Source organism: Lewinella sp. W8, from assembly GCF_004375085.3.
GTDB lineage: Bacteria > Bacteroidota > Bacteroidia > Chitinophagales > Saprospiraceae > Neolewinella.
Window position 1 is genome coordinate 3,669 of the sequence record NZ_SNAQ03000030.1, and the last position, 15,322, is coordinate 18,990.

Below are 15,322 nucleotides of genomic sequence, written 5' to 3' on the forward strand. Positions count from 1 at the left end.
AGGCTGGCCGTCTCGTAGAAGCCGGCGTCAATCGTCGGGTTGTTCTCGCCGGAGGCCAGGATCACCACCGGGCTCTGGCCCGTGGTCTCGTCCGCGTCGCTGTCCGTGGCGTCATCACCTACGTTGGAGGGGCTAGACTCAAAGCCGGCCGGGCTAACGAATTCTACCACGTACTCAACGCCGGGCGTCAGGTCCGTGAACTGGTAGAAACCACTGCCGTCCGTGGTCGTCGTGGCAACCTGCGCTCCGTCGACCAAAAGATTGACCGTTACGTTCTCAATGCCGGGCTCACCAGCATCCTGCTGACCGTCAGCATCGCGGTCCAGGAAGACAAAGTCGCCCAGGCTCGCCGTCTGGTAGAAGCCAGCGTCAATCGTCGGGTCGTTCTCACCGCTTTCCAGTACGATCGGGGCCGTTACGCCACCGGCAAGCGCGTCGGAGTCCGTCGCGTCGTCACCTCCCTGATCGGCGGGGCTCGGCGTCAGACCGGCCGGAGTAACGAACTCGACCCGGTAGGTATCGGGCGCAAGGTTCGTGAACTCGTAGAAGCCGTTGCCGTCCGTGGTCGTCGTGGCAACCTGGTTGCCGTCGGCATCCAGCAGGTTGACCGTCACGTTTTCGATGCCGGGCTCACCAGCATCCTGTACGCCGTCACCGTCCGTGTCCTGCCAGACGAAGTCGCCCAGGCTCGCAGGGCGGTAAAGACCAGCGTCAAGATCATCATTATTATCACCGCTTTCCAGCGTCACCGTTTCGGTCATGCCGTTCATCGCGGGGTCAGCGTCGCTGTCCAGCGCTTCGTCACCACCTTCGTTCAGGTCCGTGTATTCGTAGCCGCCGGGAAGGACAAACTGTACGCTGTAAACACCGGGCTCAAGGTTCGGGAACTCGTAGAAGCCGTTGCCGTCGGTGGTCGTCATGCCGATCACCACACCAGCTTCATTCTTCAGGTTAACCGTCACGTTCGGTACGCCGGGCTCGCCAGCATCCTGGATGCCGTCGCCATCCGTGTCTTCGAAGACGAAGTCACCGAGGCTCGCCGGACGGTAAAGTCCCGCATCCAGATCGTCGTTGTTCTCGCCGCTTTCCAGCGTGACCGTCTCAGTCATGCCGTTCATCGCCGGGTCAGCATCGCTGTCCAGCGCTTCGTCACCACCTTCGTTCAGGTCCGTGTACTCAAAGCCGCCGGGCAGGACGAATTGTACGCTATAATCGCCGGGGACCAGGTTATCGAAGGAGTAGGAACCGTCACCCGCAGTCGTCGTGCTGGCAATTACGTTTCCGTTCTCGTCCTTCAGATTAACCGTCACATTGGGTACGCCGGGCTCGCCAGCGTCCTGGATGCCGTCGCCGTCCGTGTCTTCGAAGACGAAGTCACCGAGGCTCGCCGTCTCGTAGAAGCCGGCGTCAATCGTCGGGTTGTTCTCGCCGGAGGCCAGGATCACCACCGGGCTCTGGCCCGTGGTCTCGTCCGCGTCGCTGTCCGTGGCGTCATCGCCTACGTTGGCGGGGCTAGACTCAAAGCCGGCCGGGCTAACGAATTCTACCACGTACTCAACGCCGGGCGTCAGGTCCGTGAACTGGTAGAAACCACTGCCGTCCGTGGTCGTCGTGGCAACCTGCGCTCCGTCGACCAAAAGATTGACCGTTACGTTCTCAATGCCGGGCTCACCAGCATCCTGCTGACCGTCAGCATCGCGGTCCAGGAAGACAAAGTCGCCCAGGCTCGCCGTCTGGTAGAAGCCAGCGTCAATCGTCGGGTCGTTCTCACCGCTTTCCAGTACGATCGGGGCCGTTACGCCACCCGCAAGGGCGTCGGAGTCCGTCGCGTCGTCACCGCCCTGATCGGCGGGACTCGGCGTCAGACCGGCGGGAGTAACGAACTCAACCCGGTAGGTATCGGGCGCCAGGTTCGTGAACTCGTAGAAGCCGTTGCCGTCCGTGGTCGTCGTGGCAACCTGGTTGCCGTCGGCATCCAGCAGGTTGACCGTTACGTTTTCGATGCCGGGCTCGCCAGCATCCTGTACGCCGTCACCGTCCGTGTCCTGCCAGACGAAGTCGCCCAGGCTCGCAGGGCGGTAAAGACCAGCGTCAAGATCATCATTATTATCACCGCTCTCCAGCGTAACCGTCTCGGTCATGCCGTTCATCGCGGGGTCTGCGTCGCTGTCCAGGGCTTCGTCACCACCTTCGTTCAGGTCCGTGTACTCATAGCCGCCGGGAAGGACGAACTGTACGCTGTAGGTGCCGGGCTCCAGGTTATCGAAGGAGTAGGAACCATCACCGGCAGTCGTCGTGCTGGCGATTACGTTTCCGTTTTCGTCCTTCAGGTTAACCGTCACGTTCGGTACGCCGGGCTCACCAGCATCCTGGATGCCGTCGCCGTCCGTGTCTTCGAAGACGAAGTCACCGAGGCTCGCCGGACGGTAGAGTCCCGCATCCAGATCGTCGTTGTTCTCACCGCTCTCCAGCGTGACCGTTTCGGTCATGCCGTTCATCGCGGGGTCAGCATCGCTGTCCAGGGCTTCGTCACCACCTTCGTTCAGGTCCGTGTACTCAAAGCCGCCGGGAAGGATAAACTGTACGCTGTAATCGCCGGGTACCAGGTTGTCGAAGGAGTAGGAACCGTCACCGGCAGTCGTCGTGCTGGCGATTACGTTTCCGTTCTCGTCCTTCAGGTTTACCGTCACATTCGGTACGCCGGGCTCGCCAGCGTCCTGGATGCCGTCGCCGTCTACGTCTTCGAAGACGAAGTCACCGAGGCTGGCCGTCTCGTAGAAGCCGGCGTCAATCGTCGGATTGTTCTCGCCGGAGGCAAGAATCACCACCGGGCTCTGGCCCGTGGTCTCGTCCGCGTCGCTGTCCGTGGCATCATCACCTACGTTGGCGGGGCTCGACTCAAAGCCGGCCGGGCTAACGAATTCTACCACGTAGGGCAGACCAGGAATCAGGTCCGTGAACTGGTAGAAACCAGCACCATTTGTGGTGGTGGTCGCCACTGGTGATCCAAGCAGCAATAGGTTAACCGTTACGTTCTCGATGCCGGGCTCACCAGCATCCTGCTGACCGTCAGCATCGCGGTCCAGGAAGACAAAGTCGCCCAGGCTCGCCGTATTGATTACACCGGCATCCAGGGTATTATTTGTTTCTCCTTCACCGAGGGTTACGGTTTGCGTCATACCGTTCATTCCGGGATCCGCATCGCTATCCGTAGCATCGTTGCCCTGGTTAGCCTCAGTGAATGAGGTGAAGCCAGCGGGCAGTTCAAACTGCACGCTGTAGGTGCCGGGAACGAGGTTATCGAAGGAATAGAATCCGTTCGAGTTAGTCGTCGTAGTTGCGATGATGTTACCGTTCTCGTCTTTGAGGTTAACGGTTACGGATTCTACTCCGGGCTCCAGAAGAGCAAGACCCTGCTGACCATTTCCATCCGTATCGACGAACACAAAGTCACCCAAAGAAGCACAGGCGTTGGGGTCAACGGTGATGGTAACGTCATCGGTATCAGAACAGCCGTTGGCGTCCGTTACTACTACCGTATAGGTAGTCGTTGCGGTGGGATTAACCGTTAAAGTGGCCGCCGTAGAAACAACGGTATTATCGTTTCCTACCGTCCAGGCGTAGGAATAATTCGGGGTTCCTTCCGTAACGTTGGCCGTGAGGATTACTTCCTCGGTAGCACAGGTCACGTCGTTTTCGTCGCTGGTAGTGATTTCCACCACGGGGTTTTCGTTGACGGTTACCGTGACGTCCGTAGTAGCCGTACAGCTTACGGGTCCGTTGCTACTGGTGTAAGTGCTGGTTACCTCAACGCTGTAGGTAGTGGTAACGGCGGGAGATACGCTGATGGAAGCAGTAGTAGCACCGGTGTTCCACAGGTACGTAAAGGTTCCGTTGCCACCGGAAGCCACTGCCTCCAGCGTAGCCGTTTCACCCACACAGATCGTTTGGGGAGCTACGGACACTTCAGGGTTGGGGACTACCGTTACCGCGATGATGTCAACGTCCGTACATCCTTTGCTATCGGTAGTGGTCACCCGGAACTCCGTGGTTCCAAGTTCCGTAGGCATTACCGTAGAGGAAGTTCCGGAATCTCCGTTGCTCCAATCGAAGGTGTAGGGAGGCGTTCCGCTGAAGCCCTGAACGGTCAGGACTGCATCATCGCCCTGGCAGATGGTAATATCGTTGCTGGCATCGCCAACCGGAAGCGGGTTAACCGTCACCGTAACGGTGGTGGTGCCCGTACATCCATTAGCGTCGGTAACCACTACGGTGTAGGTGGTGGTTTGCGTAGGCTCGACGGAGATATTTTGCTGACTGTCGCCATTACTCCAATCGAAGGTAAAGGGTGCAGTACCTCCAACAACCGTGGCGGAAAGCTGAGCACTTTCACCAAGACAAATCTCGGCATCCATGACCGAAACCGTAGGGTTCTCATTAACGGTTACGGTCACCACATCGGTGCTTTCACAGCCATTGTCGTCACGAGCCGTAACGGTATAGGTAGTAGTGACGGCCGGGCTAACGTTTTGTGATGCTCCGGTAAGGTTACCGGGCATCCAGGTGTAAACGATGGTTCCCGTGCCTCCGGTTGCCGCGGCAGAAATGGTCGTGCTGCTGCCCACGCAGATGGCTACATCAGCGGAAGCCGTTACAACGGGAGCGTTTTCATCAACCAGGTTGACGTCTTCCAGATCAATCGGGCATTCGTTGTTACCCCAGCGGACGTACAGGTCGTAGCTTCCCGCATCCAGGTTTTCAATGGTAATTGAGCCGGCATTATCCGCGCTGGTGAAGGGATAGGTAAGACCACCATCAATGCTGAATTCAATGCCCGTACGACCGGGATCATCATTAAAGAAGATGGTGATGGTTCCGTTATCGTCACCACAGGTGGGGTTGGTGGAAGTCACCTCCGTAACGTCGGGCAGGCTAAGCACTTCAACTCTCACCACGTCGGTATCCGTGCAACCTTTAGCGTCCGTCACCTCGACGGTATAGTCGGTGGTAACTGCGGGGCTGACGGTAATGGAGGCGGTGGTGGCTCCGGTAGACCATTCGTAGGTATAAGCGCCCGTTCCGGCGCTGGCGGAGGCCGTTAATTGTACCTCATCGTTCAAACAGAGGCGTACGTCATCTCCCGCGTCAACTACGGGGAGCGGGTTGACGATTACCGTACCGGAGGTCTCTCCCGTACATCCCTGCGCATCGGTAATGGTTACATCGTACACCGTAGTGGCTCCGGGGCTCACCGTGATGGATGCCGTAGTCGCTCCGGTAGACCATAGATAGGTGTATCCAGGAGTTCCTCCACTACCAACGGCGGTGAGGGTGGCGTCTTCACCACTACAAATTTCTTGATTTTCTACGGTCACTTCGGGATTTGGCACGACGGTCACCATAACAATGTCAACGTCGGTACACCCTTTGCTATCCGTGGTGGTTACGAAGTAATTGGTGGTACCAAGCGTATTCGGAGTCACCGTGCTGGAAGTCCCCGTATCTCCGGTGGACCAGCTATACGTGTAAGGAGGAGTTCCTTCGCGACCAGCAATGGTCATGGTGGTAGACTCGCCAAAACAGATCGTGACGTCATCACTGGCATCACCGATGGGCAGCGGGTTTACCGTTACCGTAGCGGAGGCCGTGGCGGTACATCCCTTCGCGTCCGTAATGACTACGCTAAAGGTCATCGTAGCGGTGGGTTCCACAGAAATGGAAGCTTCGCTATCTCCGTTACTCCAGTCGTAGCTGAAGGGAGGCGTTCCTCCCGCAGGTACCGCGGTTAGTTCGCCGGTTTCACCAAGGCAGATTTCAACATCGTCTACGGCGACGGTGGGACGATCATTTACGGTTACGATTACCTGGTCCGTGTCTTCACAGCCATTCTCATCGCGAACCGTAACGGTGTAGGTCGTCGTTACCGCGGGGCTTACCGTTTGGTTGGGGCCCATCAGGTTACCGGGCATCCAGGTGTACACCAGGGTACCAGTACCTCCCGTAGCGCTAGCAGAAATCGTCGTACTGCTGCCCTCACAGATTTCAACATCTTCGGAAGCCGTAGCGACGGGGGCGTTCTCGTCGGTTAGTTCGACGTCTTCAATGTCCGTGGGACAATCGTCGTCTCCCCAGCGTACTCGAAGATCGTAGGAACCGGCATCCAGGTTGCTGTAGGTTACGGAACCGGAGTTATCCGGCACGCTGGACTCGAAGGTTAGTCCTCCATCCAGGCTAAACTCAATCGCGGAACGATTGGGGTCATCATTAAAGGAAATAGTAATGGTGCCGTTATCGTCACCACAGGTAGGGTTGGTGGAAGTTACCTCCGTAATGACCGGGCGGGTGTTGTACCGTACCGTGACCACGTCCGTGTCCGTACAGCCGTTGGCGTCCGTTACGGTGACCGTGAAGGTCAGGTTCGTCGTGGAGCTGGCAGTCGGCACGAAGGTTGTCGTGGCGGTGTTGTCACCGTTACTCCAGGCGAAGGTGTAGGGGGCGTTACCGCCGGATGCCGTGGCCGTCAGGGACACGCTTTCACCATCACAGACTTCCTGGTCCGGCCCGGCTTCCGCCACCGGATTGGGGTTAACGTTAATGGTGCCGCTAACCACGGCGTCACAACCGTTCGCGTCCGTGATGGTCACGTCGTAGGAAGTGGTGGTAGCGGGGCTGAAGGTAGCCGAGGCTTGAGTTCCTCCGCCATTGCTCCAGGCAAAAGTGAAGGGTGCATCCCCTTCCGTTGGCACGACCGTCAGGGTCGCTTCATCTCCGGCACAGATGGTCTGGCTGGCGATGGTGCCGGCGGGGTCCGGCTTAACGACCAGCGTTACGGGTGCGGAGAAGGCCGTATTACAGTCAACTCCACCGCAAACCAGCCGGGCACGGTACTGATAGGTACCGGCGGTAAGGCCAGCATCGGTGACCAGCGTGTTGCCGGTGGTCGCCAGGTTCGTCCAGCTGCCGGAAGTTCCGTTGCGGAATTGCCACTTCACGTCCTGACAGTTGATTCCGCCACCGGGGGTAGCGGTCAGGGTTGCCGTTTCGTCCAGGCAGATTACGTTATCGCTGATCACGGCCGTTACTTCCGGATCGGGGAATACCGTCAGGGTAACCACGTTGGATACATCGTTATTACAGTCCGTACCGCTACAGTTCAGGCGGGCACGGAACTCGTAATCACCGGGCGTCAGGCCCGCATCCGTCACCAGGGTATTTCCGGTGGTGGGCAGGTTTTGGTAGGTTCCGCCTACGGGCCGGAATTGCCAGACAACCGCCGAGCAGTTAAGTCCTCCACTGGGGTCAGCCGTCAGGGTGACCGTACCACCTTCGCAAACCTCGTTTCCGGAAGCCGTGATGGTTACTTCTGGGTCAGGAACTACGGTGACCGTAACCTGATCCGTAGCGGTACATCCGTTTTCATCGGTGGCCGTTACGGTGTAGGTGGTCGTTGTCGTGGGGCTAACCGTTACCGAAGCACCGTTGCCCGCACCATTGTTCCAAGCGTAATTTATCGTGCCGGTTCCACCCTGAGCCGTAGCGGTGAGGGTTACGGAACCACCAACACAAATCATCTCATCGTTGCCGGCTTCTACGCTCGGTCCTTCCTCATCCACCAGGGTTACGGAGGGCAGGGTTACCGGACAGGAGTTGTCTCCCCACCGTACCACGAGGGTATAAGTACCGGGAGCCAGACCATCCACAACGTAAGGAGAGCTGTTGACCGAAACGGTGACAAAGTTCCCGCCGTTGACGCTGAATTCAATGTTGCTGCGGTTATCCTGAGGACCGTAGGTAAAGGTGATACTTCCGTCATTTTCGCCACAAGCGGGGTTTTCCGTGCTTACCGTTACGTCGGGATTTTCCCGAACGTTGAGGTGGCCAGCATCTGAAGCCGTACAACCGTTGTCTACGTTGGTTACGGTTACTCCGTAGCTTCCTTCGTCGGCGAGGGTAGCGTTAGAAATGGTAATGGAGGGGGTAGTTGCCCCGTTGCTCCACAGGTAGGTATAGTTTCCGGCCGGATCAACCGTTGCCGTGAAGGTCGCATCCTCGCCCTCGCAAATCGTACGATTGGGAACGGACACGGACACTTCGTCAAAAACGGTGATGGTGATCACGTTGCTTTCTCCGAGGTAAAGTTCGCAGCCTTCGTAGCGTGCGCAGCGGATAAAGCAGGTCGTTTCCGTCAGGAATCCGGGATCGTAGGTTGGAGCGTTGGCGCCGGGAATTTCTACCCAGTCGCCCAGGTCCTCGGTGGTGGGAGGCGTACAGTCTCCCGTAGTCTGCAACCAGATGTACTCGGTGGCGGTATTACCCGTTCCTCCGCTTGGCAGGCTCACGCTGGTCAGCGCGTTGGGATCGAAGGGACCACAGTTGTCCTGCTCACCGGCAATTTCTCCTCCGTCGGTGAAGTTCGTAAAGACTTCAACTTCAATTTGATCGGTTGAGAAGCAACCGTTCTGGTCCGTCACCGTGACGCCGTAAGTGGTCGTCGTGGAAGGGCTAACGGTAATGGCCGGAGTGGATTCCCCCGTAGACCAGGAATAGGTCAACGTACCGGTTCCTCCGGTAGCGAGGGCCGTGATGGTCGTGGAACCATCTTCACAGATGGGCTCACAGTCATCCTCTTCTCCAAACTTGGGCAGGGTGTTGCTGTCCAGAGAGAGATTGAAGTCAAACTGAACGCCAGCCGCGGCGTGGGGGCCGGAAGCTGGCTGACTAATGATCGTATAGTTCATCCAGGTAGACAGACCAAAAGCGTCGCTGTCCTTCAGGTTGGCGCCCGTTCCGACTTGCAGGGCGGGGCCCATATTCGTTACCGAAAGTTGTAGTCCGGACAACGCACCACTACCCGTTACCGTACCGGCCAGAATTGGATAGTAGTACCAGTCGTTGGTAGCGGCTCCCACACAGATCCCCGTTTTTGGGCTTCCGGCGGGTTCCGCCTGGGTACGTCCCGTCATGAGGACGTCGAACTGCATCACCAGCGATGTATTGTCACGGTTACGAACCGTCATCTGCAGGCGGGCCGTACCATTATTAAATTCTTCAAAAGAGGAGCTGCCGTCTACCGTCCACAGGTCCGCAGCGTTGTTGCTGCAGTTCGTGGCGGAGGGGAAGAGACAGTCCGCGTAGAATACGTGGGGCAGGTCACCGGTGTTGCAATCCTGTACCGTATTCTGGATGGATTTTGATTGTTGGGGAACGTCGTCACAAACGATGGCCACGGCGGGGCCTTCGTTGGCGTTAACCACGACGGTGCCAAGATCAACGGGGCAATCGTCATCACCCCAACGAACGAAGGTGCTGTACACCCCGGCCGCAACACTGTAGGACACTGAGCCCGCATCCACCGAAACACTGGACTGGTAGGTGTTGCCACCGTCAAAGCTGAACTCGTAGTTCGTCCGGCCGTTGTTGGGGTTACTGAAGGTAAAGGTGATGGTGCCGTTGGACTCCCCACAGGTAGCGTCCGTTGCGGATACCATGGCGTCGGGGGCTTCCTGGATGGTGATGGTAATCACGTTACTCTCTCCGAGGTATAGATCACATTCGGCGTAACGCGCACAGCGAATGAAACAGGTCGTCTGGCTGATCAGGCCGGGATCGTAGGTCGGGCCATTGGCTCCGGGAATTTCTACCCAGTCGCCCATATCATCGATGGTGGGCGGCGTACAGTCTCCGGTAGTCTGCAGCCAGAGGAACTGCGTGGGGCCCGTTCCGGTACCTCCGCTGGGCATGCTTACGCTGGTCAGCGGGGCAGCATCGGTGGGCTCACAGTATTCCTGGTTGGCGGCGATCTCGCCACCACTGGTGAAGTTCTGGATCACGGTCAGGGTTCCCGAAGCCTCGCTCGTACAGTTGGTTTGATTATCCGTGATGGAAACCGTGTAGGTTCCGGCGTCGGCCAGCACCGCCCGGTTAAAGGTGATCGAAGAGGTCGTAGCTCCGTTGCTCCACAAGTAGGAGTAGTTTCCGGGAGGAGTCACCGTAGCGGACAAGGTGGCCATTTCGTATTCACAGACCGTAACGTTGTTTACCTCCACGTCGGGGGCATCGTTGACGTTTACGTGGATGGTGGTGCTGGAAACACAACCATTTCCTTCATTTAGGGTCGCCACGTAATCACCGGCCTTCGCCAGGGTCATGGTGCCCAGGCTAACGTCGTTGCCCGTTGCGGTAAAGCCGTTGGGGCCGGTCCAGCTGGGATTGGTTCCGTTCGGATTAATGGATAGCGTAAGGTGCTCACCTTCACAGACCGTCACGGTGCAGTTATCCAGTACCACCCACCCCATATCCGGAGTATTGGCTTCACACACTAAATCAATAGTGTTTTCCAGAGTGACTTTATAGTCCTCTACCTCACCATCCTGAGCGGCATTATTGGTGTCACAGAACAAGCCCGTGGGGCCAGCCTCGCTTACGTCGCTGTTGATCGTGAAGCGGGCGTAGGAAGTACCACATCCAATGTCAGAAGGTACGTTTACCGTGAAGGTGTGCGTACCCGTCTGGCGATTGTTGTTCGCACCAACGATAAAGTTATTAACCACGATTTCGTCGCTATCGAAGGTACCGTTCCGGTCCCAGTCGATCCACCCGAAGATGTGCCCCTCCTGGTCGTTGGAGCTCCAGCTGATCGTGAGCTGCTTGGTGCCCCCGCCGGTCAGGGTGGTGCCACCAACGAAAACCACACCGTCTTCGTCGTCTACGCCGTTGTTGTCGTCGCCGTTGGCGTTATTGTTGCTCTGTGATCCGTTCTCACCGTCAATATTATTACCCAGCTTGGTTTGGCGGTTGACCACTTCGGGGTTACCGACGATGTAGCAGATGTCTCCGTAGCTCGCTGGTGCATCACCGTAGTCGGCGTTGGACAGTACCGGACACTGGACGTCTACGTACGCCAGTCCGGCAATGGTGTAGGACTGACCGTTGACGCCTCCGGGGCCCTGCCCGTTGCGAGTATCTACTTCCACGGTAATCTGGTCAACGTTTCCGGCCACGTTGGTCACCGTCAGTTCCAGAATGTCAATACAGCAGGGGCCGCCGGCGGGGCCGAAGGTCCACTCCTGGGTGGCACGCAGCGTGCCGTTGATCTTCGCGTTGAGCCGGACGTAGCGACCGTCCAGCGTAATTTCGGAGAAGGGGATCTTCAGCACCACGTCGCGGCTGAAGTTATCCGTGGGAATGGGAATGGTAAAGGACGCCAGGCTGTTGTAACCCGTCAGGTCGGTAAAAACACCAGAGCCCGCAACTTCGGTCGTCACGTTCCGGAAGGCGTAAATCGCCAGGGACTGTAGTCCGCTGTTGTTGGTACTGTTGTTCGTACACTGACCGGACAGCGCCGTGTGGCTCACCGAGCTGATGGCACTCACCGGGATTAATCCGCGGTAGATTTTGAAGCTGGTGTTCCCGCTGTTCGTTGGCGTGATTTTCTCCAGCAGGTAATTGTTACCGTCACTGGCCGTGACGAAGGTAGAGTTACCGGGGTTATTGGATCCCTTGTAAACTACTTCAGCAACAACCTGGTAGACGTTGCTGCTGTTGGGGATGTTTACGACGGCCTGGGGGTTGGCGCTACAGTTGACGTCGCTGGCGTAGAGGTCCACCATCTGACCGGAACCACAGTCTGCGGTAAAACCGGCCGGCGGATCACCACCATCGATGATCCCGTCCTTCTGCTCAAAACACACCAGGTCAAACCAGGAGTCGTTATTGGTGCTGTTGTCCCGGTACAGCCACAGGTTAATGGTCGTGGCGTCATTGGGAATTACGCCCTCGAAGGTGTAAAGGCTGTAACCGCTGTTACGGGTAACGTGCTGGGTAACCTCACTGAGTTCCTGCCCGCCAGAGTTGACGAAATCCAAACCGATAAACACCGTACCGGTCGTTGAGTGGTTCTTGGCGTAGATGGAAAAGCAGTACTCACTGCCACCGTCTACCGAAAAGGTTTGTCCTGCCGTGGTTCCCGGGGCATCAAGTTCCAGGGAGTAACTTCCGCTATACACATAAAAACCCTGAGCGGAAGTTCCGATCAGAGCTGAACCCCCGGAGGCCCACCAGGGGGATGCACCGTTTTCAAAACTGCGGTTAACGATTCTGTTGTTGACGCAACCGGTATTCTTCAGGGGCTCCACATCGGTCAATGGTTTGCCCACGTAGGGTTGGTCGTTATCCGGCAACACTTCCGGAAGGTCGCTGCGGTCAATCATGTTCAGCATGGTGTTGACCAACAACTCATTCTGGAAAAGCAGGGTCTTTCCGCCCTTCCGAATGCTCAACCGCTCGTACAGACCGTTCTGGGGCCGCAGATAGCGAGCGTACCCGGCCTCATCAACGGTCAGTAGCTCCTGAATCTTTTTACCGTTCAGGGTCGCCACAAATTCCAGCTGATCTCCCGGACGGGCGCTGGACTCAATTTCCAGGTATCCATCCCGGGCACCGTCCACGGATTCCGACATCACGCTAAGCTCATACACCTCAAGGGGCGCCGAAGCAGCGGCTGAATTTTCTTGAAGTAGTCCCTGGGCGCCCACGGGAAGACTGAGCAATGTAGTGACTACAAATGCGAATAGCAGACCCAGGGTCTGCTTGCGAAGCACCATACTTGTCATGGCAAATGTGTTGTGTTGTTCAGCGTGGCTGAAAAGACCGATTGTGTTGTTCATTTGTGTTGCATAGCGGGAGGAAAAACCTCCTAAAAAAATCTTCAGGCTCAACCGCCGTCAGACAAAAATTCAGTTCATAGCGTCAATAAAGGCAAAAGGCGTGTTGCCAACGGGCAACGTCGTGTTTATGAATACGCGGTCTTCGGAATCTTACGAATAGAGGGATACTCTCTCGTGTACGCAAAGGTATATTAATAATTTTCATAACACCAAACCCCGAAGGGCCCACTGCAGAAATTTTATATACGCTTTACTTCCTTCTGAATACCTGATGAATCAGACGCAGACTTCATCTGGCCGTCACATCAAAAAAAAATTGCATTGACTAAAGTAGTAGAAAATGGGGACAGATTACAAACCCAAGTACATAAAGAATTTATTTAAATATAAATTTTAACATAAATCCACGGCACTTCACCCCGCTTCTGTGGTCCTGAATTCCGTCAAAAAAACACGGAAAATTTATTGATACCCCCGGGCCTGCAGGCGGAACAGCTCCGCATACCGGCCATTCAGCTCCATGAGGGACCGGTGGCTCCCCATCTCTAAGCGGCGACCATACTCCAGAAAAAGGATGGTGTCTGCCATCCTCACCGTAGAGAATCGGTGGCTGATCAGCACGGCCGTCTTCCCCGCGATGAGTTCCGTAAACCGCTGAAATACTTCATACTCCGCCCGGGCATCCAGGGCGCTGGTGGGTTCGTCGAGAATGAGCAATTGGGCATCCCGCATGTACGCCCGGGCCAGGGCAATCTTCTGCCACTGACCGCCGCTGAGGTCCATGGCGTCGGCGAATCGTCGCCCAAGCAGCTGATCGTAGCCCCCCGGTAGTTCCGCAATGACTTCGGCGGCCAGGGACTTTGTCGCACTGTCTTCAATGCGGTCCTGCTCGCCAATATCCTCAATCCTCCCGACGGCAATGTTCTCTTTCGCGGATAACTGGTAGCGGAAAAAGTCCTGAAAAATCACCCCCACATTATCGCGCAATTCCGACAATTTATACTCCCGCAAATCCTTCCCGTCCAGGAGGATTCTACCTTCGGTGGGTTCATAGAGTCTTGCCAGCAGCTTGACCAGCGTGGTTTTACCGGCCCCGTTCTCACCCACCAGAGCCAGGCGGCTGCCGGCCGGCAGCTCAAAGGACAGGTTACGAATGGCGTATTTCTCTGCCCCCGGATACCGGAAGCTGACGTTCTCAAAGACCCACCCCTTTTGAATCGGCGCGGGAAAACTGACGGCGGTGGGCCCGTCGGCAATCCGGGGCTGAATCTTGAAGAAATCGAACAGGTCCTGCAGGTAGAGCGCATTTTCCCCAATGGTGGCAAAACGCGACAGAATCGTCCGTAAACTCCCCTGCATCCGCCGGAAGGCTCCGGCTAGGAAAGTCAGCGTTCCCACCGTAATCTGACCGTTGATTGTCTGCATGATGATCAGCACGTAGGCCCCGTAGTAGGTTACCGAGCCGATGGCACTGAAGAAGGCGCCCCATCCCGCCCGCCGGATACTGAGGTCCCGGTTGACGTAGTAATACTTCATGGAGAGCTGGTCAAAACGGTCGGTGATGAAGTCGGCCAGACCAAAAATTTTCACCTCCTTGGCCGTGGTATCACTGGCCCCGATGTAGCGCAGGTAATCGAGTTCCCTCCGCTCGGGCGTCCAGCTCCGGGTGATGCTGTACTTCTGCTGGTTAAAGTAGTTCTCCTGAATGAAACTGGGGATCACGGCCAGCACGAGCAACAGGATCAGCCAGGGATTAAAGGCAATTACGCTGGCCCCCAGCACCAGCAGGGTAACGATACTCTGAAACTGGGCCAGCAGCTGGGACATTAAGGTCGCTCGGCCCGACGTCTGCCGGCGGGCCCGCTCCATCTTATCGTAAAACTCGGCGTCCTCGAAGTGGTAAAGGTCCAATTTAGCGGCGTGGCGCATCAAATCGACGCTGGTTTGGTTCGCGATCAGATCCGTCAGCAACGAGTCGATCAGGTTAATGCCCCGGGTTAGTAAATCCGAGAGCAGGGCCAGGCCAAACTCCAGGGCTACGATCTTCCACAAATAGTTGGGGTCTCCCCCACCCTCGATCACCAGAAGTACCTCATCGATGATCAGTTTTCCGACGTAAAGGATGGCCGTCGGCAGGGCCGCCTGCAGCAACCGCAGAAGAATATTGCCAAGGGCGAGTCCCGGACTGGTGCTCCAAATCAACTTCAGAAAAGGGGGGAGATTGCGCAGCGCCCCCAGTTGATCGCGGAATGATTTTTTCTCCTCCTCCTTACCCCTTCTTTTTGCCATGGATACAATACGCAGCACCACCAAAAATAGTTGCTCCTTTCTCAGGTCCCCGGCACCTGTACCGGCTGAGCCGAGTATTCCGCTGCGCTCCACACGCCGTTGCATTTTCAAAAAAACAGCGATCCCGACGAGGTACGGAACTCGGGACCGTTGCCCCACATTTGGCGAGGAGCGATTCTTGCATACTACCCCGTCGGTCCAGATGGTTATATCCGCGAGGGGTTAGCAGTTTTTGGCGAAGTCGCAGGTGCCAAGTTTTTCCCGGCGGCACAAATGCTAAAGTCCATCCCTCGCCGAACAAATGCGACATTTTTTAATTTCTTAGAAAACCTGTACTTACCCACTACCCACGGCGGGCTTCCACGCGT

2 protein-coding genes are annotated in these 15,322 nt (G+C 56.8%); both read right to left on the reverse strand.

All coding sequences use genetic code 11. The features are described 5' to 3' along the window. The coding region (locus tag E1J53_RS22845) for an SdrD B-like domain-containing protein (RefSeq protein WP_173021611.1) at positions 1–12,665 on the reverse strand (12,665 nt) is incomplete at its 3' end. Between the two features lie 462 nt (positions 12,666–13,127). Next, positions 13,128–14,954, reverse strand: coding sequence for an ABC transporter ATP-binding protein (locus tag E1J53_RS22850; protein WP_134273647.1), 1,827 nt, complete (start codon positions 14,952–14,954; stop codon positions 13,128–13,130). Positions 14,955–15,322: the final 368 nt, after the last annotated feature.